Source organism: Streptomyces sp. NPDC048825, from assembly GCF_043198355.1.
Classification (GTDB): Bacteria; Actinomycetota; Actinomycetes; order Streptomycetales; family Streptomycetaceae; genus Streptomyces; species Streptomyces xiangluensis.
The window spans coordinates 126320-150782 of record NZ_JBICUR010000021.1 but is presented as its reverse complement, the minus strand read 5'-3'; the positions used below and the strand labels follow the sequence as shown (position 1 = coordinate 150782).

The following is a 24463-nucleotide window of genomic DNA, read 5'->3' as shown; positions in this document are numbered from 1 at the left end:
GTACAGGTCCATGCCCGGAGCCGCCTCAACCGCGTCCGTGACTATCCACCAACTTCCCCCCTTGAGGGACATGACTCTGCGTCTTCTCGGCTCCCGCTTGGGAGGCGCCAGCGAACAACCCACTCGCTCCGCAGCGGGAACGTGCCCGCGCCGCCACTCATGCCGCGCACCCACGCTCGACCGTTGAGTTAGCGATCGTGTCGGTGCTGCAGCTCGTGGAGGCCTGTCGGACCGCCAGGCGGCGGCTGCTGATCCCCTCCGGTTCTGATGGAGGCTGTCGCTCGGTCAAGCCTTGAGCCTTCCGCCAAGCTGGTGTGGTCATTGCTTGCCGAGCTTGTCGGGAGGCGGGCCGCCATCGTCGGTGAAGAATCGCCAGAGTGTGATCATGGCTAGGAGTTGGGCGATCAGATAGGCCGTCTGCAGCGAGAAATATCGCATCTGACAGATCGAAAACAATAGCCCGAGACGGCTGGCCCTCAGCTCCTCAGACACCGGCCTGGTCGAGGGCGCTCTGCAGGGACTGCTTGTAGCCCTCGCTCGTGTACGTGGCACCGGACACCGTGTCGATGTCCGCGCTCTGCGCCTCCAGTGTCTCCTGGTTGAGCTTGAGGATGGCAGTGGAGGAGATCTCCTCGCTCCTCGGCGGCGAGGAGGGTGACTGGACGGGGCTCGCCCTGGTGATCCTGTCGCCGCTGAGCGTGATCCGTACCTGGACCGGGCCGTACTTCGTCTGGGCCGTGGCCCCGGTGACGGTACGGGTGGTGGGCGCGGCCGACGTGGTCCTCGGGGCGGAGGCACTGCTGGTCTTCGCGGGCGTGGCCGGCACGGAGCGCGACGCCGACGCACTCGGGGAGGCAGAGGCAGAGGAAGGGGCACGCTTCTTCTCGGGCGTCTTCGACGACGAGGCCGAAGCGGACGGGGAGTGGGAAGAGGACTGAGACGAGGACGCAGAGGCGTCCGTCTTGACCTGGGCCGTGGGGGTGGTGCCGCCTCTCGCGAGCGCCGGGTCCGTCGTCGGCTTGAGCGCGAGCAGCAGCACGATGCCGGAGGCGGTGGCCGAGGCGGCCAGCACGGCATGACGGAACGGATGCTTCTTCCTCATGGGACACACAGCGCACCGGACGTCTGAGACGTCACGGGCCGGGGTTCGGGAACCGGGCCCAGAACCGGAGCCACGCTCAGAACTCGAAGGACTCGTGGTGGATACGACGGACGGGGACGCCTGCCTTGCGGAGTGCGGCGTACGACTCCTCGGCCAGTCCCGGCGGGCCGCACAGGTACACGTCGTGACGGTCGATGTCCGGCAGGATCTTGCGCAACGTCTTCACGGCGATCGCTGGCCGTCCACCGTCCGGGCTGTTGACCGCGTACACCAGCTGGGCCCCGCGCTCGTCCGCGATGGCCTCCAACTCCTCCCGCAGAGCCAATTCCTCTGCCGTACCGGCCCGGTAGAGCAGCGTCAGGTGTCCGGGCGCGGCGGGCAGCGTCTCGAACAGCGCCCGGAGCGGCGTGATTCCCGCTCCGCCGGCGAACAGCAGCACCTTGCCGCGGCTGTGGCGGGCGGCCGTCATCGCCCCGTACGGGCCCTCCGCCCACACGCGGGTGCCCGGCCGCAGCCCGGCCGGCGCCGCGCTGTGCCCGCCGCGTTCACCAGCCGGTCGGCGGTGGTCGCGGCGACGGCGGGGGTGTTCCGCCACCACGTGCTGGATCGTCGTCAAGGCCGTACTTCCCTCTGCTTGCCTTGTGCCACGGCACCATACACCGGCCGGTTGGCTGAAAATCGTCGGGCAAGCGATGGCGGCGGCACCCGCTGCGGCGGCCCAAGGAGATCCACTCGGGTTGGTCCTCCCCTCCTGTGGCCCGGCCGACTCGCGCCCTTCTGCTCAACACCCCTCTCTCGTAACGTCATCACAGTTTGAAGTGGTCATGACGAAGGAAGGGATTTCATGGGCAGAGGTCTGCTTTCGCTGGTTCTCACCGCGGTCACCAGTGCCGCGTTACTCGCTGCTCCACAGGACGCTGCTCCCCAGGACGCTGCCGTTCCGGCGGCCGCGGCGCCGGCCGCCACCACGCCGCCCACACCGCCCGACGTGTACCGGCCGGTCCGTGGACCGGCCGCCCCGGCCGAGTACCGCTACCTCCAGAAGACCCTGCCGGGAGAGTCAATTCCGCGCCACGCCCACGACCTCGCCGCGGCACAGGCGCGCAAACTGCCCACCGCCGGCGGACGTTGGAAGGCCGTCGGGCCCACCAACATCGGCGGGCGCGTGGTCTCCCTCGCGCTCGACCCCCAGCGCGTCGACACCCTGTACGCGGCGGCCGCCAGCGGCGGGCTCTGGCGCAGCACCGATGCCGGAGCGACGTTCCACTCGGTGTGGCCCGACAGCTGGACCCAGGCCATGGGCGCGGTCGCCACCGCGCCGGACGGCACCTTGTACGTCGGAACCGGTGAACCCAACCCCGGCGGCGGAAGCATCACGTACGAGGGGACGGGGCTGTACCGCAGCACCGACGGCGGCGCCCACTGGAAGCCGCTCGGCCTGCGCGACTCCGGAGCGATCAGCGCCATCACCATCGACCCCGCGAACCCCCGCCGCATCTACGTCGCCGCGGCCGGTTCGCTGTACAACGGCGGCGGCGACCGGGGCGTGTACCGCTCGGAGGACGGCGGCGCCACCTGGGAGCGGATCCTCGAGGGCGCCAACGAGTTCACCGGCGCCACCGAGATCGTCGTCGACGGCGACCGGCTCTACGCCGTGCTGTGGGACCACCGCCGCCGCCCCGACCTGCGGACGTACGGCGGTGTGGGCTCCGGTGTCTTCCGCAGCACGGACGGCGGCGAGAGCTGGCAGCGGCTCGGCGGGGGCCTGCCCGCCCAGGGTCCCGACGTGGGACGCATCGGTCTCGGCGTCGCGGGCGACCGGCTCTATGCGATCGTCAACAAGTCCAACGGTTCCTTCGAGGGCTTCTACGCCTCCACCGACGGCGGCAACAGCTGGAACCGCACCCCCGCCAACCAGGCCCTCACCGACTCGCAGTCCACCTTCGGCTGGTGGTTCGGCAAGGTGTGGATCGACCCCCGGGACACCGAGCACGTGCATGTGGCCGGGGTCGCCCTGCTGACCACGAAGGACGGCGGCGACACCTGGAGCGCCGACGACACGAGCATGCACGTCGACCACCACGCCATGGTGTGGGACCCGCGCCGCCCCGGCCGCGTCTACCTCGGCAACGACGGCGGCGTCTACCGCTCCGACTCCGGCGGCGACGGCGGCTGGGTCAAGTCCCGCCACCAGCCGTACACCCAGCTCTACAGCGCGGCGATCAGCCCGCAGGACGTCTCCAGGATCTCGGGCGGCGCGCAGGACAACGGCTCGCTGCGCTCCTGGGGCGGGGAGACGTTCAACGAATACCTCGGCGGCGACGGCGAGGAGAACCTGATCAACCCCACCGACGTGGACAACGTCTTCGCCTGCTACCAGTACGGCAACTGCTTCCGCTCCACCGACGGCGGCGACACGCTCACGTACTTCGCCGACGCGACCGCCTATCTGCGCCGCAACTGGTTCACCCCGGTGGTCTTCGACCCCCGCGACCCGAAGGTCCTCTATTACGGCTCCGAAGTGCTCAACCGCTCCACGGACGGCGGCGTGACCTGGCAGCCCATCAGCCCGGACCTGAGCGGCGGCCCGGGCCCCGACCCCCTCTACACCAACTTCGGCACCATCACCTCGATCGCCCCGGCGGGCGACGGACGCACGGTATACGTGGGCACGGACGACGGCCGTGTCTGGGTCACCAAGGATCTCGGGGCGACCTGGACGAAGCTGGCCGAAGGGCGGCCCTGGGTGACCCGCGTGGTCGTCGACCCGAAGAACCCCGAGCGGGTCTGGACCACGCACTCCGGCTACCGCTCCGGCTCCCCGCTCCCCCATGTGTACGGCAGCACCGACGGCGGCAGGCACTGGCGGAACCTTTCGGGCAACCTCCCCGCTGCCCCCGTCAACGACCTGGCCGTCGCGCGGGGCGGCCTGCTGTACCTCGCCACCGACCAGGGCGTGTTCACCAGCGTCACGGGCGGCGGCCTCTGGCTGCGCCTCGGCCGCGGCATGCCGCAGGTGCCGGTCGACGACATCGAGTACGACGCGGGGCACCACCGCTTGGTGGCCGCGACGTTCGGCCGGGGCTTCTACGAACTGACCGCTCCCTGACCCGAATTCCCTCCGGGCGTCCCGAGACCAGATGAGCGGACGCCCGGAGGCCCGCCACCAGCGAGCGGGACGCCCCCGGCGGGACGGGCTTACCGCCGCAGTTCGGGACCGTGGCCCGAGCCGATGCCTTCGTCGTCGCAGCCGACCCACATCGAGAGGTCGTACGGCGTTTGCGGGATGAGCACGATCTCGGACTGCGTGGGACCCGGCGTCGGCTCCTTCGCCGCCGAGCCCTCCCGCAACAGGTCCAGGTCCTCCCTCAAGCGGTCGGCGTCCTCCTGTACCCGGCGGACGTCCAACACGTCCCCGAGGCGGGTCTGCAGCCGACCCACTGATCGGACGAGGTCGATGAGAGCGTGCCGGGCGATGGCCAGTTCGTCGTGAACGGACACGGGGCCGCCTCCCTCCGGACAAGTTCGTGACAGGGCGTTCCGTGGACTGGTATGACGCAGGAAAGCGTCATACGCCCATGGTGTCCGGGGCGACGACCGCGCACATGGGCCGTCAGGCCCTTCGGAAGGGGCCGAACAGCATGGGAGGGAGGCGCCGTTCGGGTTCCTCGGTCGGGCCACCGGGCCAGGCGCCGACCAGGCGTTACTCGGACCGACGGCGGATTGCCGCGAACAGGCGCCGCATGCCCAGCGCGTGCCCGCCCATCCCCATGAGGAGTCGCCGGTAGAGGCCGCCGGCAGGCCGGGAAAGACAGCTCGGGTTTCGGCGCGCAGCCGTGATCGGCCCGGACTGACGTGTTCGATGCGGGAGATCAGGGCGTACGACGAGAAGCGATGGCGCCCCCGCGTCCGACGTGCTGCGGCACGAGACCGACATGCCCGATCCGCAGGGACAGGACGGGAACGACGAGCCTGGGACAAGGCCCGGGCCCGGACCGCGGGCACACTCATGAGCAGCCCCGTCTTCACCGCCCGCACCGACTGGACGATCCCCCGGGCCGCGCGGGAACTCCGCAGGCGGCACGTCAAACAACTGCCGGTGGTCGGCGACGACGGGCTCCTCACCGGCATCGTCAGCCGCATCGACCTGCTCGACACCTTCATCCGCTCCGACATCGAGATCCGCGGCGAGGTCGAGCAGGACGTCCTGGGGCGCATCCTCGGCCTGGACGAGGGCTCCGTCGCGGTCGACGTCCGTGACGGAGACGTCACCCTTCGGGGACACGTCCCAGAACCGCGTCTCGTCCCGGTGATCCTGGGCCTCTGCCAGGGCGTCGACGGCGTCGACGGCGTCGTCGCCGTGGACGCCCACCCTCGCCGCCGAGGGCTGTGCGACCACCACGGCGTCTCATGGCAGCAGCATCAACCCCGTGCCGATCACCGTCGTCGGCATCGTGGTGAGTGGTATCCACCAACTTCCGTGCCATGAGGGGTGTGACTCTGCGTTTTCTTGGCTTGCCGCTTGGGAGGCGCCGGCGCACGACCCAGGCGCGTACGTACGCCGGCGTCGGCAGCCGCGGAGGACAAAGTCGAGATCGAATAGTGCGCCTGCTCCGCCAGCTTCCGGTAGGGCGGACTACCCGCCTTCTGCCGCATCTGCCGCAGGCCCGCGGCGGACACCAGTAACAGGCCGTCCCCCGAATCCAGCGGTCGCTCTCTGCGCGGCATCGCCGCACCTCCCCGTAGCCCGTTTCCATTTCACCTTCGGGCACGGCGCCCGTTACTGCCTCGGCGCACCTCTGGCCCGCATCGAACTGCAGGTGGTGTTCACCCAACTCGTCACACGGCTGCCGACGTTGCGACTTGCCGTCGCCGTGGAGGAGTTGACCATGCGGCGCGAACCCTCACCGGCGGGCTGGCCGAGCTTCCGGTGCGGTGGTGACCGGCACGGGACGCGGCACCTGCGTGCATCATCCGCTCTTCGCGCGGCTCTATCCGCTGATGGGCAAGGCCATGGAGCGGGGCGGCATGGCCGAACACCACCAAGCCCTGCTCGCCCGGCTCACCGGCGAGGTGATCGAGGTCGGTGCCGGCGACGGGCTCAACTTCCCGCACTACCCGGCCACCGTCACCCGCGTCCTGGGCGTGGAACCGGAGCCGCACCTGCGAAGCTTCGCCCGCGCCGCCGCCGGCCAGGCGCCTGTGCCGGTCGAGGTTGTCGACGGCATCGCCGAGCCGGACACAGCGATCGGGAAATTTGAGGGCGTCCACACGGCCGTCCATCCCGGACGACCTGCGGGCAGAGCCCAACGTCCGACCGCTGCCGACCGTTTTGGGCCGCTGTTTGGCGTCGTACGTCCACGCGGACGCGCGGTTCCTGGCGCTGGCTGTCCGTGTGGACTGACAGCTCAGTCGGCGACGGGCCGCTCCCCGTGCCGGACGGGGCAGCCGCGTACGCCGCCGACCGGGCGGGTGCCCAGTTCCTCCAGCCGGTAGCCGTTCGGATAGCCCTTGATCTCCCAGTTCTGCCGCGCGTAGTGCGGGGCGCGCCGTGGCGGCATCAGGCGGACGGCGCGTCCGCGCAGCCGTACCGCGCGGCGGATGAACGCGCTCGTGGCGGCGCTCGGCGGGGAATAGCGGAAGGCCCGCAGCAGCGGTTCGTCGAGCAGGGCCAGCGTCGCGGTGCGCAGCAGGGGGTGCAGCGGGCGCGGATACCAGGAGGCCATCAGGGCGAGCGTGGCGTCGGAGACCCGCCGCGCGTCCTCGTCCCAGGCAAAATGGGCTGCCTCATAGGTGTCGAGACAGTGCTCGAACTCCTCGTAGTTCTCAGGGATGTCCTTGATGCCCATGTGTTGGCCCAGCGCACGGTAGTGGACGGCGCTGGCCACGGTTTCGTGGCGCGACAGCCTTCGCCAGCCATAGGCGTCGATCCACCTTTTGGGCATCACGACGAACGTGCAGAGCACGTACCGCATGTCGTCGTTGCTGATGTCGTAGCTGCGGTGCATCTGGTTGATGCGGCGGATCGCCGTACGGCCCTGTTCGCTGTCGAAGCCGTGCTCGACGACGGCGTCGAGGAGCAGGGACGTGTCGTCGTACCGCTTCTGTGTCCGGTCGGTGAGCTCGGCCGTCTCGGCGAGCAGCCGCCCGATGCTGGGTACGGCGTACGTTCGGTACAGGGCGAGCTCAAGGGACCGGGTGAAGTCCCACGGAAACTCGTACGCCGACGCGAGCCGGTAGATCTCCGAGGCGTCCTTGCACGGGTCCATCCGTCGGATATGTTCCAGACGTTCGAAGCGCTTCACCACGCCGTCCCCCTTCTGCCGCCGGGGCTCCAACTCTACGTTGAGAAGGAGGAGATGGGCGGCCAGCCAGAGCAGCCACGCAGGAGGATGAGGTTCCCGACTTGTATTGGCTGGAGCGGAGCGCGGTCGGGTTGGCCGCTCGTAGCGTTCCGCAGGACGCTGGGTTGGATGGCTCGTGACGTTCCTGCCGCCCTTCGGGGCTGGCCCGCTCGGGGTGTGCCGCCGGCCCGGCGTCCGGCCACGGTCTGACTCAACAGAGGCGTGTCCCGGCAGCGGTTCCGGAAGTCGGCGTGTCGGCCGTGGACGTCCTGTTGTCCGGCCGTGAGGAACTCCCGTGATATTGCTCGGTGTTGACCCGCACAAGTCCACTCACCCCGCTACCGCCGTCGACCCTGTCTCGAATCAGCAGGCGGGCTCACTGAGGATCGAGGCGAGCCTGGCTGAGTATCGGCGGCTCTTGACCTGGGGCCGCCGGTGGCCCCATCGCAGGTGGGTGGTGGAGAACGCCAACGGGCTCGGCCGCCACCTGGCTCTACGGCTCCTCGCCCGCGGCGAGAGCGTCATCGATGTACCCGCCTCGGCGACCAGCCGCGTCCGTCAACTCACCCGTGGCGGCGGCCGCAAGAACGACCGGATCGACGCTGCCGCCGCGGCCACGGCCCACATCCACGGAGACGGGCGCGAGGTGGACGTGGACGGCCACACTACGGCCCTGGCCCTGCTCGACGAACGACGCGTCAGCCTCGCCCAGGCCCGGGTCCGCACCGTCAACCAACTGCACGCGGTGCTGCGTGATCTGCTGCCCGGCGGGGCTCCGCCTCAGCTGTCGGCGGACCAGGCCGCCGCGCTGCTGCGCACGGTCCGCCCCGCCGGCGATGTCGAAAAGGTCCGCAAAGACCTTGCCCACGACCTGGTCACGGAGATCTGCGCGCTGGACAAGCGGATGGCAGAGATCGCCGCACGCATGGAGAACTCCAGATCGGCGGCGGACTCGCGAAGCTGATCTCCGACAACCTCGACGGCTACCGGGCCACCGCCACCACCACAGGCGCGTCCGTGCAGAACATCCAGGGTCTCGGAGCCGGCACCTACGACCTCGCCTTCTCCCTGCTGGACACCGCCGGCGACGCCATCGAGGGCAAGGAGTCGTTCTCCTCTCCCCAGGACATCGAGGCGCTGAGCCGGCTGTACCCGAACTACACCCAGGTGCTGGTCCGGTCCGACGCGGGCATCGACTCCCTGAAGGACATGAAGGGCAAGCGGGTCTCCACCGGGGCCCCCGGCTCCGGCACGGAAGTGATCGCCAACCGGCTACTGAAGGCCGCAGGGCTGGACCCCGCCAAGGACGTCTCGACCGACCGTCTCGGCCTCCCGGAGACCGTGGACGCCATGAAGGACGGCACGATCGACGCGCTGTTCTGGTCCGGCGGCCTGCCCAGCGGCGGCATCACGGACCTCACCACCAGCCTCAAGAAGGAGGTCCGCTTCCTGGACGTGACACCGCAGCTGCCCGCCCTCAACAAGGAATACGGCGACGTCTACCAGACGGGCTCCATCCCCCAGTCCGTATACGGCCAGTCCAAGGACGTACCCACGATCGTGGTACCCAACGTGCTGCTGGTGAAGAAGGGCTTCGACCCGGATCTCGCCGCCGAGATCGTCAACCTGGTCTACGAGAAGAAGAGCGACCTGGAGAAGGTGAACGCGGCCGAGGTCGAACTCGACTTCGCCGAACTCGTCACCCCCGTCCCGCTGGATGCACCAGGCCGCCTTCGAATCGTGGCTCGTCCGATGATCCCTCCCGACCGGTGTCCTTACCCGGGAGGCAAAATACCCCAGGGGGTATTTGACAGCGCTTCGGTGGGCGTCCTACCCTCGCTGTCATTAATACCCCTCCGGGTATTTTAGGAGGCTCCGAAGATGGCTCGCGAAGTGGATCTGGAAGCACTCTCCGCGGCTCTGGCCGCCGGCGGGGTCGTCGTCGACGTCCGGGAGCCGGGCGAATACCTGGCCGGCCATGTACCCGGCGCGCGGCTGATGCCGCTCAGCAAGCTGGCGGGCCGGATCGGCGAACTTCCCGCCGGCCGACCGGTGTATGTGATCTGCGCCAGCGGCAACCGCAGCCTGACCGCCGCCGACCGGATGAGCGGGGCCGGCATCGACGCGTACTCCGTGGCGAGCGGCACCAGCGGCTGGGCCCGAACCGGCCGCCCGCTGGTGACCGGACCCCACGCCACAGCGGCCTGACCGGGGCCGCACCTTTTGGCCGTCCCTGGCCCCGGCCCGGTCCACCGGGCACTGCATCCGCATCCACATCCGATGGGAGTCCTCTCTTGGCCTCCGTACCCTCACCCCTCACACACCGCCACGTCGTCATCGTCGGCGGCGGCAGCGCCGGGATCAGCGTCGCGGCCCGGCTGCGCCGCGCCGGTGTCACCGGCATCGCCCTGATAGAACCGTCCGACACCCACTGGTACCAGCCGCTGTGGACTTTGGTCGGCGGCGGCCAGGCCCCGCTGCGCGCCACCCGCCGCCCCGAGGCGTCCGTCATCCCGGACGGAGTGCACTGGATCCGGCAAGCAGCCCGAGCCGTCGACCCGGGCCTGCGGGCCATCACCCTCGGCGACGGCCGCAGGCTCGCCTACGACCACCTCGTCATGGCGCCCGGCCTGCAACTCGACTGGAACGGCGTGCCCGGCCTCGCTGAGGCCATCGGCCATGACCGCGTCACCAGCAACTACGCACCCGAGTACGCCCCACGCACCTGGGACCTGATCCGCGGCATGCGCTCGGGCACCGCCGTCTTCACCCACCCGGCCACCCCGCTCAAGTGCGGCGGCGCACCGCAGAAGATCGCCTACCTGGCCGCCGACCACTGGCGCAAGCAGAAGGTCCTGGACCGCATCCGGATCATCCTCGTGATCCCCGACCCCGCCCTTTTCAAGGTGCCGGCCTGGTCCGAGGTACTGCAGAAAGTCGCGTCCCGGTACGGCATCGAGGTGCGGCTGCGCTCAGAGATGACCGCCGTCGACGGCGACGCCCGCGAACTGACCGTCACCGATCACACCACCGGAACCAAGGAGACTCTCGCCTACGACCTCCTGCACGCCGTGCCGCCGCAGAGCGCCCCGGACTGGGTCAAGACCGGCCCGCTCGCCGACCCCGCGAGCCCGCAGGGATTCATCGCGGTCGACAAGCACACCCTCCAACACCCCCGTCACTCCGAGGTGTTCGCGCTCGGCGACGTGGCGAACCTGCCGACTTCCAAGACGGGCGCGGCCGTCCGCAAGCAGGCCCCGGCGGTCGCCGCCAACCTGCTCGCCGTCATGAAGGGCGCCGAGCCCACCCGCCACTACGACGGCTACACCTCCTGCCCGCTGGTGACCGCCCGCGACAAGATGCTGCTCGCCGAGTTCGACTACGACCTGCGGCCCACCCCGAGCTTCCCGCTGATCGACACCTTCAAGGAACGCCGCGGCATGTGGCTGTTCAAGCGGTACGGCCTGCCGCCGCTCTACTGGCACGGCATGCTCACCGGCCGCATCTGACCGACCGGCCCGGGACTCCCCCGACCCGGGCCGGTCACCTCACCACCCCGCACAGGGGCCAACCCTGACCATTTCAATACCCCCAGGGGTATTAGCCCATCCATCCGCTACGGAGGCCACCCGTGTTCTTCACCCAGTACTACCTCGACTGCCTCTCCCAGGCGTCCTACCTGATCGCCGACGAGTCCACCGGCAAGGCCGTCGTCGTCGACCCGCGCCGCGACGTCTCGGAGTACCTCGCCGACGCCGAGGCCCACGGCTTCATCATCGAAGCCGTCATCAACACCCACTTCCACGCCGACTTCCTCGCCGGCCACCTCGAACTCGCCGCCCGCACCGGCGCCTGGATCGGCTACGGACACCGCGCCGAGACGGAGTACCCGATCCGCAAGCTCACCGACGGCGAGCGCATCAGCCTCGGCGACGTCACCCTGGAGATCCTGGAAACCCCCGGCCACACCCCGGAGTCCATCAGCGTCCTGGTCTACGAGCACGCGGCCGACGATGTCCCGTACGGCGTTCTGACCGGCGACGCGCTGTTCATCGGCGACGTCGGCCGCCCCGACCTGCTGGCCTCCCTCGGCGTCACCGCCGCCGAACTCGGCCACATGCTCTACGACAGCATCCAGCACAAGCTCATGGCCCTGCCCGACCCGGTCCGCGTCTTCCCCGCCCACGGCGCCGGATCCTCCTGCGGCAAGAACCTCTCCACCGAACGCCAGTCGACCATCGGACAGCAGCGCGCCACCAACTACGCCTGCGTGCCCATGAGCGAGCAGGAGTTCGTCGCCCTCGTCACCGCCGGACAGCCGTCCGCACCCGGCTACTTCGTCTACGACGCCATCCTCAACCGCAAGGACCACGGCCTGTTCGACGCGGCCCTCACCCAACAGCCGCTGTCCGCCGCCGAGTTCCTCGACCGCCGAGCCGCCGGCGCGCTGGTCCTGGACGCCCGCGACCCACAGGAGTTCGCCACCGGCCATCTGCACGGCTCCGTGAACGTGCCCGCCGACGGGCGGTTCGCCGAGCAGGCCGGAACGGTCGTCGCCCCCGACCAGGAGGTCGCCGTCATCGCACCGCAGGACCGCGAGGAGGAGATCGTCACCCGGCTCGCCCGGATCGGCTTCGACCGCGTCGGCGGCTACCTGCGCGAGCCCGAAGGCGCCTTCCCGTCCATGGCCGACGAAATGCGGCAGGCAAGCCGCCTGACCGCCCATCAGCTCCGCCGGGCACTCGACGGCGAGCAGCCTCCACTCGTCCTCGACGTCCGCAACACCGCCGAACGCGAGGAGGGCTTCATCGAGGGGTCCGCGCACATCCCGCTCGCCGAACTGCCCCGCCGTCTCGACGAGATCCCCGCCGGCCGACCCCTGGTCGTGCACTGTGCGGGCGGCCACCGCTCCTCCATCGCCGCCAGCCTGCTCCGTCTCGCCGGCCTCGACGACGTCTCCGACCTCCTCGGCGGCTACGGCGCCTGGCTGACCGAGCCCGCACCGGCCAGCGCCTGAACCCCCCTCCCGCCGGGCGGTAACGGCCACCTCCACGGCCACCACCGCCCGGCACCGCGCACCCCTCATTCCTCAAGTCCCCTGTTCCGGCGACTCCGCCCGCCCCCTGTAGGAGATTTCGTGACCGCCGACGCCACCAGCCCCCGCCCCACCCTCCGACTCGACCCGGCCGCCCTGCACGAGATCACCGAGAGCGGCGCCGGGCCCCGGCTCCTCGACGTACGTACCCCCGGTGAGTTCCGCACCGCCCACATACCCGGCTCCTACAACGTCCCCCTCGACACCCTGCGGGAACACCGCGCCGAACTCCTGCGCCACCTGGACGAGGACGTCGTCCTGATCTGCCGCTCCGGCGGGCGTGCCTCCCAGGCCGAGCAGGCTCTGGCCGAGGCCGGGCTGCCCAACCTGCGCGTCCTCGAAGGCGGTGTCCTCGCCTGGGAGGCGGCCGGTGGCCCGCTCAACCACGGCCCGGCCCGCTGGGACCTGGAACGCCAGGTACGGCTGGTCGCGGGAGGCATCGTCCTGCTGTCCGGGCTGGCGGCCCTCCTCGTGCCCGGCCTCCACCTCATCGGCACCGCGGTCGGCGCTGGGCTGACCGTCGCCGCGCTCACCAACACCTGCGCCATGGGCATGCTGCTGTCCAAGCTTCCCTACAACCGCGGCCCCCGCACCGACCTGCAGTCCGTCATCAGCGCGTTGGGGGCCCACTCATGATCACCGTCATCGTCGCCGCGTCCCTGCTGATCGGCGTCAGCCTCGGCATCCTGGGCGGCGGCGGATCCATCCTCACCGTACCCATCCTGGTCTACCTGGCCGGCATGGAGGCCAAGCAGGCCATCGCCACCTCCCTGTTCGTCGTCGGCGTCACCAGCGCCGCCGGCGTCGTCTCGCACGCCCGTGCCGGACGCGTCCGGTGGCGCACCGGGCTGCTGTTCGGCCTGGCCGGCATGGCCGGAGCGTACGGCGGAGGGCGGCTGGCGGAGTTCGTGTCCGGCACGGTCCTGCTGATCGCCTTCGGGCTGACGATGGTCGCGACGGCGATCGCCATGATCCGCGGCCGCAGGCGGGTGCCCGAGAAAGTCCGCCACGAACTCCCCGTCGGGCACGTCCTGCTGGACGGGGTCGTCGTGGGTCTGGTCACCGGGCTGGTCGGCGCGGGCGGAGGCTTCCTCGTCGTGCCCGCCCTCGCGCTGCTCGGCGGGCTCCCGATGAGCGTCGCCGTCGGCACCTCGCTCCTGGTGATCTCCATGAAGTCCTTCGCCGGGCTGGCCGGCTACCTCTCCAGCATCCACATCGACTGGGGGCTCGCGGGGCTCGTCACCGCGGCCGCCGTCGTCGGCGGACTCGTCGGCGGCCGTCTCGCCGGACGCATCCCGCAGGACGCGCTGCGCAAGGCATTCGGCTGGTTCGTGGTCACCATGGGCGTCTTCGTCCTGGGCCAACAGATCAGCCCCGAGATCCGCGTCACCGTGCTGACACACCCGGGCACCTGGACCCTCGCGGCGACCACCACGGCGCTCCTGCTCGGCCAGTACCTCCGCGGCCGCTCCCGGCGGGCGCCCGACCCGGGACCGAGCATGCCCACCAGGCCATAGTCTCATATACCCCTGCGGGTATATGAAGAGGGATGGCCGACTCCGAGGAGGCGTCCGTGAATGCAGAAGAAGCAGCGACGACCGACATACTCAACCGTCTCCATCGAGCACAGGGCCAGCTGGCCGGAGTCATCGCCATGATCGAATCCGGACGCGACCGCAAAGACGTCGTTACCCAGCTCGCGGCGGTCTCCCGGGCACTCGACCGGGCCGGGTTCAAGATCGTGGCCGGCGGCATGCGGCAGTGCCTCGCCGAACAGCAGGACGGATTCGCCCCGCCGATGACCGAGGCCGAACTGGAGAAGCTGTTCCTGGCCCTGGCCTGAACCGAGCATTCACAGTCGAGCACGCTGGACCCCTGTGCATGCCCGCCGCCCGGATGCCCACACGCCGGCTGGCGCGGGTGGAACCTGATGGCCCTTTCGGTGGCCCGCCTGGCCCTGTTGCCGGGGTCCCGTGGCGGCGAGTGTGAGTACGCCGACGTGGATTCCGTTCGGCGGTGAAGGATCCCGCGCCACTGGGGAGGGCCACATGACGCGCAGCATCCACAGCACTCACACCGCCGTCCCCCGGGGAGATCCAGCCGACGAGACGCGGGAACGTGAGGTCTCCAGACGCGGACTGCTCAAGGGAACCGGCATGGGCGTGCTCACGATCGCGGTGGCCGGCACAGGGGCCGTCTCCTACCGGGCGTACGACAACCGGCTGCTCGGCCCGACGGACGGGACGGCCTTCGACGCCTGGCGGCACTGGCGCGACGAACCCGGCACACGCGGCATGGTGGCCGCGGCGGTACTCGCCGCCAGCCCGCACAACACCCAGCCATGGATCTTCCGGATCGGCGACACCTGGATCGACCTGCTGGCCGCCCCTGCGCGGCGGACGGCCGCCACCGATCCGTACGGCCGCGAAATGCGGGTGGGTCTGGGCTGCGCGCTGGAGAACCTCGTTCTGGCCGCCCGGGCCCGCGGATACGAACCCCGGGTCGACCTGCTGCCCGATGCGCCCGAGCCGAGGCTGGTCGCCCGGGTCGAGCTGGCCGTCGGCCCGGTCCAGCACTCGGCACTGTACGACGCGATCGGCGAGCGCCACACCAACCGCGGCCCGTACGCCAAGGAGTCCCTGCCGGACGGCTTCCTCGCCGAACTGGCCGCCCTCGCCGACGACTCAGGGCCCGTCACACCGGTCTGGCTCACCACCAGCCGGGCCAGGCGGGAGATGGGGGGGCTGATGGTCGACGCCGCGCGGATGGTGACCGCGGACGAGGCTCAGTCCGAGGACGGCTTCCGGTGGTTTCGCGGGGACGCGGACGCGATCGAGCGCCACCGGGACGGCCTGACCCTCGACGGCCAGGGCCTGAACTCCGTGACAACCGCCGTCGCCAAGCTGCTGCCCGCGACCTCCCGCGCGTCCGGTGACACGTTCTGGGTGAAACAGACGCGCACGGTGCACACCAGGACGGCCGCCGCCTACGGCGTACTCCTGGTGGCCGACCCACGCGACCCGGCACAGCAACTCTCCGGCGGGCGGCTGTTGCAACGGATCCATCTCGCCGTCACCTCGCGCGGGCTGGCGATGCAGCACATGAACCAGATCACCGAGCGCATCGACCGCGACCTCGGTCTGGGTCGGCAGCCGGAGTTCGGCCCGCGCCTGGCCGCACTCGTCGAGCCTGCCGCAGGCTCCGGCCGGCAGGCGTTGGTCGCGTTCCGGCTCGGCCGTCCCACCCGCTCCGGGCGGCTGTCGCCGCGCCGGCCGGCGTCCGAGGTGATCTCGTGAACGCGCGGTCGGAGCGGTACGCGGCATGGTCGGGGCTGCTCGGCGGCGCGCTCGGCGCGGTAGCCGGCATCGTCCAGGCGGCCGTCGGCACACAGTTGGGCGCCTGGGCCGGGAGCAAGGCCGACCCGGTGCCGCTGGGCCTGCTGACCATCGGCCTGTCCGGCCTCGCCCTCACCGCGGCCCTGATTCGTCTGCGGGCGGTCCGGTCGCCGGGCGGCGGGGTCCGGGCCGCGGTCGCGGGCGCTGAGCTGGTGGCGGGCCTGGTGGGTTTCTCCACCGTCGGGCGGCTGTGGTGGCTGCCCGGCGCGTTGCTGCTGGCCGCTGCTGCCAGTGAGATCAGCGCCTCACCCGTCGGCGTGGCCCGTGCCGTACGCCGTGCCTGGCCGGCCGTCCTCACCGGCATCCTCGGGGTCGGTCTGATGCTCGTCGCCGCGACCGCCGACCGACCGCTCCTGCTGGGGATGGGAATCTTCGGCGGGCTCGCCGTGGCAACCGCGCCTTGGATCGCGGTCCGCTCCGTGCCCTTCGCGGCCACAGCCCTGCTGCTCGGCGCCCTGCCCTTCGCCGCGCTCACCTGGTGGACCGTCATCACCCCACTCACCGCCGCCCTGGCCCTCGCCGCCGGTACAGCGGCCATCCGTCGCAGGTGCCAGCCCGTCGCCGTCGGCCGAGCCGACCGATGAATGGCGCACGCGCCGGAGCGGGCCGGGACGACCTTGCGGACCGCCCGCCGGGGCCGAAAGGCACAGACCGGACGCTCAGTAGCTCACCAAAGCGCGTCGGCGAGCATGAAGACCGCGACGGCTGGCAACAGTACGGCGAAGATGCGTTGCAGACGCCGGGCCGGGACCTTGGCGGCGATGCGCTTGCCGTCCCAGGCCCCGAGGATCGCCGCTCGACATGCAGGGCCGATTGGCCTGCGCTTTTCCGGACACGCCACTCGCGGTACTGGCCGCCGTGACGGCAGAGGCACTCGATTTCTTCTCCTCGGCCCGGATCCGTCACTACGTGCCGGTACTGGCGTTCAAACGCGCCTCCCAGAGGCTGGCCCAACGCCCCGCGGAGCCCGAAGCGGAAGGCGGGTGAACGTGAAACCGACCCCGAAGTGCGTCATCGACAGGTCCCGTCCCTGCAACGCCTGCATCGCCCCGGACCCCCGCAGCTGCCCGTACCCGTATCTCCTCGCCGGAGACGAGGAGACCGGCGGAGCGACTCCCGAACACGAAGAATCGATCGCCCACACCGCCGCAGACGGCGGACCGCCCCCGACGGCACCATCACACTGACGCCACCAGTTGCGATCACGCACGCGGGTGAACACGGCACAGCCCCTACGGGCAGACGAGGAGCAGGCGATGGACGCGGCAGGCTGGGACGAGCGGTACCGCGGCACCGAGTTGGTCTGGGCGGCGGCCCCCAACCGGTTCGTCGAAGGCGAGCTGGCCGGGCTGCCCGCCGGGCGGGCGGTCGACCTGGCGGCCGGCGAGGGACGCAACGCGGTCTGGCTCGCTGAACGGGGCTGGGACGTGGACGCCGTGGACTTCTCCGCCGTCGCCCTGGCCAAGGCCGAGGACCTGGCGGCCGAGCGGGGAGTACGTCTGCGCACGACGTGCGCGGACCTGACAGCGTGGGACGCCCCGGAAGCGGCGTACGACCTGGCGCTGATCGCGTATCTGCAGTTGCCGTGGCCGCAGGTGGCGCAGGTGCTGAAGCTGGCCGCGACCGCCGCGCACAGCGGCGGGACCCTGCTGCTGGTATGCCATGACACCTCGAACCGCGAGCACGGCTTCGGCGGGCCGCAGGACCCCCGCGTGCTGTACACCGCGGGGCAGGTCGCTGCCGAATGGCAGCCGTACGCCCGGATCCTGCGAGCAGAGACGGTCACGCGAGCGGTCGACGGCCCGGAAGGCCCGCGCACTGCCATCGACTCGCTGGTGCGCGCCGAACGCCTCTGACGAGCGACCATCCCGCCCCATATACCCCCACGGGTACTATGGGAGCGATCGACCGGCCACGAGGAGGCTCCCGGTGAAGGTGGAAGAGGAAGCGATGAGTGCGGTGCTCAACCGGCTGCGCCGCGCGCAGGGGCAGCTGGCCGGGGTCATCGCCATGATCGAGGCGGGCCGCGACTGCAAGGACGTGGTCACCCAACTCGCGGCGGTCTCCCGCGCCCTGGACCGGGCCGGGTTCAAGATCGTGGCCAGCGGTATGCGGCAGTGCATGGCCGAGCAGCAGGACGGCGAAGCTCCGCCGATGACCGAGGCGGAACTGGAGAAGCTGTTCCTGGCGCTGGCCTGAGACCAGGTCAACGGCGTGGTCTGCCCGCCGCTTCCCGGAAACGCGGGGCGGCGGGCGCCTCGCGTTTCCGGGAACATTCCGTGCCTGCGCGACGCTGCCCCTAATACCCCACCCGGTATCCAGGGAAGGACGTGGGCAGGATGGCGGAATCAGGGCACATGCGGCTTGGTCCGGCCGGTGAGGCGCCGCTGGTGACCTCCTGCGGTCGGCGGATCGAGGTGAAGTTTCTGCGGCTGGCCGCCGCCACGGACCGGCCGATCGGCCGGGTCGCGCTCGACGTGGGCCCCGTCCGGAGCGGCGAACCGGGAACCTGGGCCTCGCTGACCGTGAACGAGGCGCGCGACCTCGCCGACCGGCTCATATCCCAAGCCTGCGTCGCCGAGACCATCGGGTCCGCCGGGGCCGAGGATCCTGCGTCCACGCCGCCCCGTGCCCCCTCCGCCTGACAACGAAGCGTTCCCCGAGGTCACGGCAGTCGACGCAGGTACTCGCTGTCTCCGAGGAGTTCGAGGCGACGCCACAGCACCGGATTGTCGGTCGACTGGCTTGCGATGGGGGTCCCTCCCGGTCGAGCGAAGCCGAGACTGGGGGAAGGCGATGGCGCGGCGCTGCCGGGCCCGCGGGACCGACCTGATCTCATGGCATTCACCCGGCTCACGTCCCGCGAACGAGGCTCCGAACTCCCTGTTCATGGCCTCCGCGACCGCCCTCGGCAGGGTCCAGCCGAGGACCTGGACTCCCCTTTCACGGGCGGCGGCAAGGGCCGCCTCGGTGGCCCGACGGTGATCACGGTGCCCGGTGACGCCGGTGGTGTCGAACACCAGCAGATGGGTGGGGCGCCGTTCGGTGATGAGCCGGCCGACCCGCGCGGCGAGCCGGCCCAGCGGAACAGCGGCAAGCCCGTCATCCGGATAGTCGGCCAGTTCCACGCGTTCCACGCCCAGTTCCCGTGCGGCGCAGGCCAGTTCGTCCGCCCGCACCGTGCGCAGGTCGCCGGGGCCGGCGTGCAGGGTTGATGCCTCGCCGTGGGTGAAGCAGAGCACCGTGGTGGGCACGCCGCGAGCGGACAGCAGTGCGAGGAGGCCGCCCAAGCGGAACGACTCGTCGTCGGGGTGGGCGACCACCGCCAGCACGCGGCGCAGGTCGTCCGGCAGTCCTGCGCCACCGGCCCAAGGGCCGGTCATGTGTAGATGATCTGGCCGCCGGCCGCGTGCTCGTAGAACTCGCCGACCGTGATGACGCCCTGGACCTGCTCGATGAGGTCGTCCTCGCCGAGTTCGAAGAGGTCCACGGACGCCTTACAGGCGTAGATGCCCGCGCCGGTGTCGGAGATCATCTCGATGAACTCGGGGATGGGCGGGATGTCGAGCTTCTCCATCTTGCGTTCCATGAACCGGGTGATCAGGTCCGGGACGCCGGGCAGTCCGCCCAGGAGGGTGGGCAGGTGCAGGCCGGGGTTGCCGACGGTGGCGAGTTTGATGTGGTCGTACTGCTTCTTCGTGATGGCGTCGAGGCCGAAGAAGGTGAAGAACAGGTCGGCCTCGATGCCTTCGGCGCGGGCGCCGTTGGCCATGATCAGGGCCGGGTAGATCCCTTCCAGGGATCCCTTGGAGACGATGATCGAAACCTTTTCGATGGTGGCGCTGGCGGTCATGTCGGATGCTCCTTCGGGTGGCGGTCGGCGGGTGGGTTCAGATGCAGCCGCGGGGCTTGGGGATTCCGGCGATCTTGGCGGCGGTCTTCGCCGGGCCCTTGGGGAAGAGCTGGTAGAGCTCCTTGACGCTCACGCCGGAGGTCTTGCCGAGGACCCGCACGGTGGGGCCGGTGCCCTTGGCCGCGTATTCGGCGCGCATGAACTTCAGGACCTGCCAGTGCCGGTCGGTCAGCGTCTCGATGCCCAGCTCGCGGGCGATCTGCCCGGCCATGGGCTCGGTCCACTGGCCGGGGTCGGTGAAGAATCCTTCGTCGTCGACGGTCACGGACGTGTCGTCGTAAGTGGCGGTGGTCATGGCGGTCTCTCTCCGTTCAGGCGGGGGTGTTGGTCTTGCCGTGCTCGGGCATCGCCGAGCCGATGCCGGGCAGTTCCCGGCCGGGCAGCAGGCTGTGCCAGTACAGCCACTCGAAGGCGAGCTTGCCGAGGTGGTCGGCGCGCGATTCCTTCAGCAGCGGCAGCCCCAGCGCACCCGGGAAGTGACCGGGCAGCGGCTCGGTGTCGTAGTTGAAGTCGATGAGCAGCGCCTTGTGGAAGCCGGTCTCGATGAAGCAGTTGGTGTGCCCGTCGTAGGAGGCATCCAGCGGCTTCCCGGCCAGGAAGCGGCCGATGTTGTGCGCCAGCACCTCACCCTCGAAGTGGGCCACCGAGCCGGCCTTGGACGCCGGCAGGCCCGCCGCGTCACCTATGGCGAACACATGAGGGTGGTCCGTGTGTTGCAGTGTGTGCCGGTCCACGGGAACGAACCCGAGCTCGTCACCCAGGCCCGGCGAGCGTTCGACGTACTCGGCGCCGCCGTGCAGCGGTACGACCACGGCCAGGTCGAACGGCACCTCGCGCTCGTCGTACGACACCAGCCGGCCACCGGTGCCGTCGACCTCCCCGAGCGCGAATTCGGTGACCAACTCGACGCCCTTCTCCGCCAACAGGCCGCCCAGCGCCTTCGCGGCGACCGGCTTGGTGAAGGCACCGTCCAGCGGGGTGACGTAGGTCAGCTTGACGCGGTCGCGGATACCCCGGCGCTGGAAGTACCAGTCCGCGAGGAAGGCGAACTCCAGGGGCGCGACCGGGCACTTGATCGGCAGGTCGGCCACGTCGACGACCACCCGGCCGCCCTCGAAGCGCTCCAGCGCCTGGTGGAGGGCGACCGCGCCGGGCAGGTCGTAGAAGGTGTGGACCTTCTCGCCCCAGCCCGGCCCGGTCAGGCCCTCGGTCTCCTCCGGCAGCAGGCTCGCGCCGGTGGCCACCACCAGCACGTCGTAGCCCAGCGAGGTTCCGTTGGCGAAGTGCACCATCTCGGCGTCCAGGTCCACCCGCTCGATCTCGGCGCTCCGATAGGCGATCCCGTCCCGCAGCTGCCGCGGGCGCGGGCGGACCAGGGCGTGGGGTTGGGCCAGGCCGAAGGGGACGAACAGCAGTCCGGGCTGGTAGACGTGGTCGTCGTTCTGGTCGACCACAGTGATCCGGCACTCGCGCTCGTCGTACGTCCGCCGCAGCCGGTTGGCCGTCAGCGTGCCGGCGGTGCCGCTTCCGAGAATCACGATGCTCTTGTCCATGCCCCCACTCTCGGCGGCGGGGTGAGGCATGGTCAGGGGCCGTTGGTCCCGGAATTGGGTACCCGTGGGGGTATACTTTCGGACCTGGGCTCAGCCAGGAGTGCCGGGCTTGGTCGCGAGATACCAGTCGGCGAGCTTGACGGTCTCGTCCGCGAGCCTGGCATCGAGTTCGGCCTGGGTCTTCGGGGCTCCGAGGATGACGTCGTCGCCGGGGCGCCAGTTGGCCGGGCAGGAGACTCCGTCGCGGTCGGAGGTCTGCAGGGCGTCCACCAACCGCAGGATCTCGGGGATCATCCGCCCGGCGTTCATCGGGTAGTACAGCACCGCCCGGACGGTCTGCTCCGGGTCGATGACGAAGACGGCGCTTACGGCTGCGGTGCCGGAGGCGTTCGGGTGCAGCATGCCGTAGGCGCGCGCGACCCGGGTGTCCAGGTCGGCGATGATCGGGAACGGGATGCGTACGCCGAGCTTGTCCTGAATGGACCGGGTCCAGGCCAGGTGGCTGTGGACGGAGTCCACGGAGTTGCCCAGCAGAGCCACGTTCCGGGCGGCGAACTCGTCGGCGAGTTCGGTGAAGGCGATGAACTCGGTGGTGCACACCGGGGTGAAGTCGGCCGGGTGACTGAAGAGCACCAGCCAGCGCCCGGTGTAGTCGGCGAGCCGGACCGGGCCGTGGGTGGACTCGGCCTCGAAGCCCGGCGCCTTGTCGCCGATGAGGGGAGGCCGGGTGGGAGTGGTGGTCAGCTGTTCGACAACGGTCATGGGGCACTCTCCTCGAAGATGAGCTCGAATACCCCCTAGGGTATTTAGGTCCATGAGGTTCATCCCAGGGCCGAACGGCCCTCCCTCCGATCCCCTTTGGCCTCTCGCGATGACGTACCGGCCGCGGTGCACTGGATGCCAGAGCGACTCAGCGGACCCGAGGAGACGCGGCCATGACCCACAGCACACCCGACACCGCCACCCCCACCCGGCCGCCACAACCGGATGTGCACCGGCTGGAGGCCACCCACGTCGACGGGGACGCGTACGCCATAGAGGTGCGCGGCCACCGGCTGCTGGTCGACCAGCCCGAGGACGCCGGCGGGCAGGACACCGCCCCGACGCCCACCGAGCTGTTCGCCGCGTCCCTGGCTTCCTGTGTCGGCTTCTACGCAGGCCGTTACCTGCACCGTCACGGCCTGGACCGCACCGGACTGCGGGTGCGGACCGAGTTCACGATGGCCACCGACCGCCCGGCCAGAATCGACGCGGTCCACGTGACGGTCCTACCGCCTCCCGGACTGCCCGAGCAGCGCCGCGCCGCCCTCCTCGCCGTCGCCTCGCACTGCACGGTCCACAACACCCTCCATCAGCCGCCCGAGATCGTCATCGGGCTGGAGCCCTGACGATGCCCGCCCACCCGGTGACCGGCCAGGCGCCGCCCACGCTGCCCCTCCTGGAACGCATCCGCCGGGGGATCATCGGCGACGACGAGATGACGGACGGTCCCTACGGGCCCCGGCGCGTCGTCTACGCCGACTACACGGCCTCGGGGGCTGGGCGAGGTCGACACCGAGGCACAGCCCGAACTCGCCGCGAGCTTCCAGATCCGCTCCATCCCCACCCTCATGGCCATCCGCGACAAGACCATCCTCTACGCCCAGCCCGGCGCTCTCCCCGCCCCAGCCCTGGAAGACCTCATCACCAAGATCCGCGCCGCCGACATGGACGACGTACGCCGACAGCTCACGGCGCGCACCGCTGCCAAACGCTGAACCGGAGCACAACGCAGGCTCCCTGGGCACCCGCGCGCCCGCCAGGGGAAACGCCACCGCCCTGAACGTCACGAACAGGAAGGCCGACACCATGCGTTACGACCGCACCGTGCACCTCGACACCGATTTCGCCACCACCGTCAGCCGCGTCCGCGAGGCGCTCGCCGAGCAGGGCTTCGGCATCCTCACCGAGATCGACGTCACCGCCACCCTTAAAGCCAAGCTCGACCAGGACATGGAGGACTACGTGATCCTCGGCGCCTGCAACCCTCCCCTCGCCCACCGCGCCCTGGAGACAGACCGCACCATCGGCCTGCTGCTGCCCTGCAACGTCGTCGTCCGCCGCGACGGCGACCGCACCGCCGTACAGGCCCTCGACCCGAACACGATGGTCACGCTCACCGGACTCGACGCACTGCGCCCGGTCGCCGAGGAGGCCACCCGCCGCCTGGACGCGGCCCTCTCCTGCCTCACCGGGGACTCCTGACGGCCCCGCCCCGGGACGCCTCCGACCGAACCGTCCGGCGTTGCCGCCCCCTGACCTCGGTATTCTCCCGAGCATCACGGCAGGGTCGTACGTACCCGCTGGCGCCGAGGAGTTGTGGAAAAACCTCGGTGATCACGTCGTAATAGCGCGTCGGCCTTGAGGGGCTTCGCAGCAGGGTGTGGCTCTTCTGCAGGCGGCCTCCGGCAAGATCCTGCGGCGGCAGCTGCGGGAGCGCGAGCCGGCGCGCCCCTGAGCGGTGCCCATGACCTTCCTGCCCGCACCTCGCAGAGAGACTCTTCGGATCAAGTCCGGCGAGTCTCAGGGCTGTTGGGAAGGTGGCTCCTGCGCCCGGGAGACCGCTGAGCGTTGACGAGTCGTCGCGGACCCCGGCAGCAGGACCCCTGGATTCCCGGCCGCCGGCCGAGTCGACCGCACTGGCACACTGATCGGCCGACGGTGCCTGATCAACTCGGCCGAGCAACCATCGGGATCGGACGTTCGACGCCCGCAGAATCGAACAAACGCTATACAGTCGTGCCCAAGTCTCCCAGGAGCCAGTCGAACTTGTGCTGGGTCAGGGCCGTCTCGCCCAGCACCTGGTTGCACAAGTCAACGACGTACGCCTCATCGCTTTCGTCCCTCTTCCCCATAGCCGGGCATGATGCCACCCGCTGCCGTCAGCCGGGGGGTGCCCTTATCTCTGGTGCTTCGGGGAGGCGCTGCCCGCGACCGGCGGCGCGTCGGACGTGTGCCGACCCGGCCTCGCTCCTCGCGGCGGCGTCCCGGTCGCTGCGCAGATCGCAGAGGCCCTGGGCGC

Annotated in this window: 28 protein-coding genes and 4 pseudogenes; 20 read left to right on the top strand and 12 right to left on the bottom strand. The window is 70.4% G+C overall.

Features of this window, described 5'->3' with window-relative positions:
* Positions 1–318: 318 nt before the first annotated feature.
* Both ACGFNK_RS38105 and ACGFNK_RS38100 read right to left on the bottom strand, forming a co-directional pair.
* The gene (locus ACGFNK_RS38105) at positions 319–492 is read right to left on the bottom strand and encodes a DUF6185 family protein (protein WP_393423515.1); all 174 of its coding nucleotides are present in this window, start codon (positions 490–492) and stop codon (positions 319–321) included.
* Positions 485–682 (bottom strand): FMN-binding protein, encoded by a 198-nt coding sequence (locus ACGFNK_RS38100; protein ID WP_393423598.1) that lies wholly within the window; start codon positions 680–682, stop codon positions 485–487. Before ACGFNK_RS38100 ends, ACGFNK_RS38105 begins: the two co-directional genes overlap by 8 nt.
* Here ACGFNK_RS38100 and ACGFNK_RS38095 point away from each other — a divergent pair.
* A complete protein-coding gene (locus ACGFNK_RS38095; RefSeq protein WP_393423604.1) occupies positions 612–938 on the top strand; it encodes a hypothetical protein in 327 nt (108 codons plus the stop codon). The two genes, ACGFNK_RS38100 and ACGFNK_RS38095, sit on opposite strands and share 71 nt — an antisense overlap.
* A gap of 240 nt (positions 939–1178) precedes the next feature.
* Here ACGFNK_RS38095 and ACGFNK_RS38090 read toward each other — a convergent pair.
* Positions 1179–1643 (bottom strand): annotated as a pseudogene (locus ACGFNK_RS38090) (ferric reductase); the annotation flags it as partial.
* 303 nt (positions 1644–1946) lie between these two features.
* Here ACGFNK_RS38090 and ACGFNK_RS38085 point away from each other — a divergent pair.
* The gene (locus ACGFNK_RS38085; RefSeq protein WP_393423513.1) at positions 1947–4211 is read left to right on the top strand and encodes a WD40/YVTN/BNR-like repeat-containing protein; all 2265 of its coding nucleotides are present in this window, start codon (positions 1947–1949) and stop codon (positions 4209–4211) included.
* An 89-nt stretch (positions 4212–4300) separates the two neighbouring features.
* On the opposite strand, the gene ACGFNK_RS38080 is transcribed toward ACGFNK_RS38085, so the two are convergent.
* On the bottom strand, positions 4301–4603 hold the full coding sequence (locus ACGFNK_RS38080; RefSeq protein WP_393423511.1) for a hypothetical protein: 303 nt from the start codon (positions 4601–4603) through the stop codon (positions 4301–4303).
* A gap of 508 nt (positions 4604–5111) precedes the next feature.
* Here ACGFNK_RS38080 and ACGFNK_RS38075 point away from each other — a divergent pair.
* Positions 5112–5591, top strand: a complete 480-nt coding sequence (locus tag ACGFNK_RS38075) for a CBS domain-containing protein (protein WP_393423509.1) — start codon at positions 5112–5114, stop codon at positions 5589–5591.
* 350 nt (positions 5592–5941) lie between these two features.
* Here ACGFNK_RS38075 and ACGFNK_RS38070 read toward each other — a convergent pair whose 3' ends face one another.
* Entirely contained in the window at positions 5942–6385 is a 444-nt protein-coding gene (locus ACGFNK_RS38070; protein WP_393423602.1) for a hypothetical protein, read from the bottom strand.
* Between ACGFNK_RS38070 and ACGFNK_RS38065 the strand changes: the two are divergent.
* A pseudogene (locus ACGFNK_RS38065) lies at positions 6375–6506 on the top strand (SAM-dependent methyltransferase); the annotation flags it as partial. The gene ACGFNK_RS38070 and the pseudogene ACGFNK_RS38065 overlap by 11 nt on opposite strands.
* Positions 6507–6510: 4 nt before the next feature.
* Here ACGFNK_RS38065 and ACGFNK_RS38060 read toward each other — a convergent pair.
* On the bottom strand, positions 6511–7407 hold the full coding sequence (locus tag ACGFNK_RS38060; RefSeq protein ID WP_393423596.1) for an oxygenase MpaB family protein: 897 nt from the start codon (positions 7405–7407) through the stop codon (positions 6511–6513).
* 334 nt (positions 7408–7741) lie between these two features.
* Here ACGFNK_RS38060 and ACGFNK_RS38055 point away from each other — a divergent pair, with 334 nt between their 5' ends.
* The 10 genes from ACGFNK_RS38055 (at position 7742) to ACGFNK_RS38010 (ending at position 16520) form a co-directional block, all read left to right on the top strand.
* Positions 7742–8410 carry a transposase gene (locus ACGFNK_RS38055; protein WP_393423506.1) on the top strand — a complete coding sequence of 223 codons (669 nt, stop codon included), beginning with the start codon at positions 7742–7744 and terminating at the stop codon, positions 8408–8410.
* Positions 8332–9315, top strand: coding sequence for a TAXI family TRAP transporter solute-binding subunit (locus ACGFNK_RS38050; RefSeq protein WP_393423594.1), 984 nt, complete (start codon positions 8332–8334; stop codon positions 9313–9315). The genes ACGFNK_RS38055 and ACGFNK_RS38050 overlap by 79 nt, the downstream gene beginning before the upstream one ends.
* 12 nt (positions 9316–9327) lie before the next feature.
* The gene (locus ACGFNK_RS38045; protein WP_393423504.1) at positions 9328–9654 is read left to right on the top strand and encodes a rhodanese-like domain-containing protein; all 327 of its coding nucleotides are present in this window, start codon (positions 9328–9330) and stop codon (positions 9652–9654) included.
* Between the two features lie 86 nt (positions 9655–9740).
* Positions 9741–10955, top strand: a complete 1215-nt coding sequence (locus ACGFNK_RS38040; protein ID WP_393423502.1) for an FAD-dependent oxidoreductase — start codon at positions 9741–9743, stop codon at positions 10953–10955.
* A gap of 122 nt (positions 10956–11077) precedes the next feature.
* Positions 11078–12463, top strand: a complete 1386-nt coding sequence (locus ACGFNK_RS38035; protein ID WP_393423500.1) for a rhodanese-like domain-containing protein — start codon at positions 11078–11080, stop codon at positions 12461–12463.
* 120 nt (positions 12464–12583) lie between these two features.
* Entirely contained in the window at positions 12584–13177 is a 594-nt protein-coding gene (locus ACGFNK_RS38030; protein ID WP_393423498.1) for a rhodanese-like domain-containing protein, read from the top strand.
* A complete protein-coding gene (locus ACGFNK_RS38025; protein ID WP_393423496.1) occupies positions 13174–14058 on the top strand; it encodes a sulfite exporter TauE/SafE family protein in 885 nt (294 codons plus the stop codon). The genes ACGFNK_RS38030 and ACGFNK_RS38025 overlap by 4 nt, the downstream gene beginning before the upstream one ends.
* A gap of 56 nt (positions 14059–14114) precedes the next feature.
* Positions 14115–14384 (top strand): metal-sensitive transcriptional regulator, encoded by a 270-nt coding sequence (locus ACGFNK_RS38020; RefSeq protein ID WP_393423494.1) that lies wholly within the window; start codon positions 14115–14117, stop codon positions 14382–14384.
* Positions 14385–14589: 205 nt separating this feature from the next.
* Positions 14590–15837: an Acg family FMN-binding oxidoreductase gene (locus ACGFNK_RS38015; RefSeq protein WP_393423492.1), complete on the top strand. Its 1248-nt coding sequence runs from the start codon at positions 14590–14592 to the stop codon at positions 15835–15837.
* Entirely contained in the window at positions 15834–16520 is a 687-nt protein-coding gene (locus tag ACGFNK_RS38010) for a hypothetical protein (RefSeq protein WP_393423490.1), read from the top strand. The genes ACGFNK_RS38015 and ACGFNK_RS38010 overlap by 4 nt, the downstream gene beginning before the upstream one ends.
* Before the next feature lie 83 nt (positions 16521–16603).
* Here the strand turns inward: ACGFNK_RS38010 and ACGFNK_RS38005 are convergent.
* Positions 16604–16750 (bottom strand): annotated as a pseudogene (locus tag ACGFNK_RS38005) (sulfite exporter TauE/SafE family protein); the annotation flags it as partial.
* On the opposite strand from ACGFNK_RS38005, the gene ACGFNK_RS38000 reads away from it, so the two are divergent.
* From ACGFNK_RS38000 to ACGFNK_RS37990, 3 genes are all read left to right on the top strand, one after another.
* Positions 16738–16923: a three-helix bundle dimerization domain-containing protein gene (locus tag ACGFNK_RS38000; RefSeq protein WP_393423488.1), complete on the top strand. Its 186-nt coding sequence runs from the start codon at positions 16738–16740 to the stop codon at positions 16921–16923. The pseudogene ACGFNK_RS38005 and the gene ACGFNK_RS38000 sit on opposite strands and share 13 nt — an antisense overlap.
* 269 nt (positions 16924–17192) lie before the next feature.
* Positions 17193–17792: a class I SAM-dependent methyltransferase gene (locus ACGFNK_RS37995; RefSeq protein WP_393423486.1), complete on the top strand. Its 600-nt coding sequence runs from the start codon at positions 17193–17195 to the stop codon at positions 17790–17792.
* 94 nt (positions 17793–17886) lie between these two features.
* The gene (locus ACGFNK_RS37990) at positions 17887–18135 is read left to right on the top strand and encodes a metal-sensitive transcriptional regulator (protein WP_206342659.1); all 249 of its coding nucleotides are present in this window, start codon (positions 17887–17889) and stop codon (positions 18133–18135) included.
* Positions 18136–18284: 149 nt separating this feature from the next.
* Here ACGFNK_RS37990 and ACGFNK_RS37985 read toward each other — a convergent pair whose 3' ends face one another.
* The 5 genes from ACGFNK_RS37985 to ACGFNK_RS37965 all read right to left on the bottom strand — a co-directional run bounded on the left by ACGFNK_RS37985 (position 18285) and on the right by ACGFNK_RS37965 (position 22164).
* Positions 18285–19319: a PIG-L family deacetylase gene (locus ACGFNK_RS37985; RefSeq protein ID WP_393423484.1), complete on the bottom strand. Its 1035-nt coding sequence runs from the start codon at positions 19317–19319 to the stop codon at positions 18285–18287.
* Entirely contained in the window at positions 19316–19789 is a 474-nt protein-coding gene (locus ACGFNK_RS37980; RefSeq protein WP_393423482.1) for a DsrE/DsrF/DrsH-like family protein, read from the bottom strand. Before ACGFNK_RS37980 ends, ACGFNK_RS37985 begins: the two co-directional genes overlap by 4 nt.
* A 37-nt stretch (positions 19790–19826) precedes the next feature.
* Positions 19827–20144 (bottom strand): TusE/DsrC/DsvC family sulfur relay protein, encoded by a 318-nt coding sequence (locus ACGFNK_RS37975; protein WP_165344262.1) that lies wholly within the window; start codon positions 20142–20144, stop codon positions 19827–19829.
* A 16-nt stretch (positions 20145–20160) separates the two neighbouring features.
* Positions 20161–21402 (bottom strand): NAD(P)/FAD-dependent oxidoreductase, encoded by a 1242-nt coding sequence (locus ACGFNK_RS37970; RefSeq protein ID WP_393423479.1) that lies wholly within the window; start codon positions 21400–21402, stop codon positions 20161–20163.
* Positions 21403–21492: 90 nt separating this feature from the next.
* Entirely contained in the window at positions 21493–22164 is a 672-nt protein-coding gene (locus ACGFNK_RS37965) for a peroxiredoxin (RefSeq protein ID WP_393423477.1), read from the bottom strand.
* 173 nt (positions 22165–22337) lie between these two features.
* Between ACGFNK_RS37965 and ACGFNK_RS37960 the strand changes: the two genes are divergently transcribed.
* The 3 genes and pseudogenes from ACGFNK_RS37960 (at position 22338) to ACGFNK_RS37950 (ending at position 23646) form a co-directional block, all read left to right on the top strand.
* A complete protein-coding gene (locus tag ACGFNK_RS37960) occupies positions 22338–22790 on the top strand; it encodes an OsmC family protein (RefSeq protein ID WP_393423475.1) in 453 nt (150 codons plus the stop codon).
* A 153-nt stretch (positions 22791–22943) separates the two neighbouring features.
* Positions 22944–23159 (top strand): annotated as a pseudogene (locus ACGFNK_RS37955) (thioredoxin family protein); the annotation flags it as partial.
* Positions 23160–23250: 91 nt separating this feature from the next.
* Complete coding sequence (locus ACGFNK_RS37950) at positions 23251–23646, top strand: DUF302 domain-containing protein (RefSeq protein ID WP_393423473.1); 396 nt, start codon at positions 23251–23253, stop codon at positions 23644–23646.
* Positions 23647–24463 lie beyond the last annotated feature (817 nt).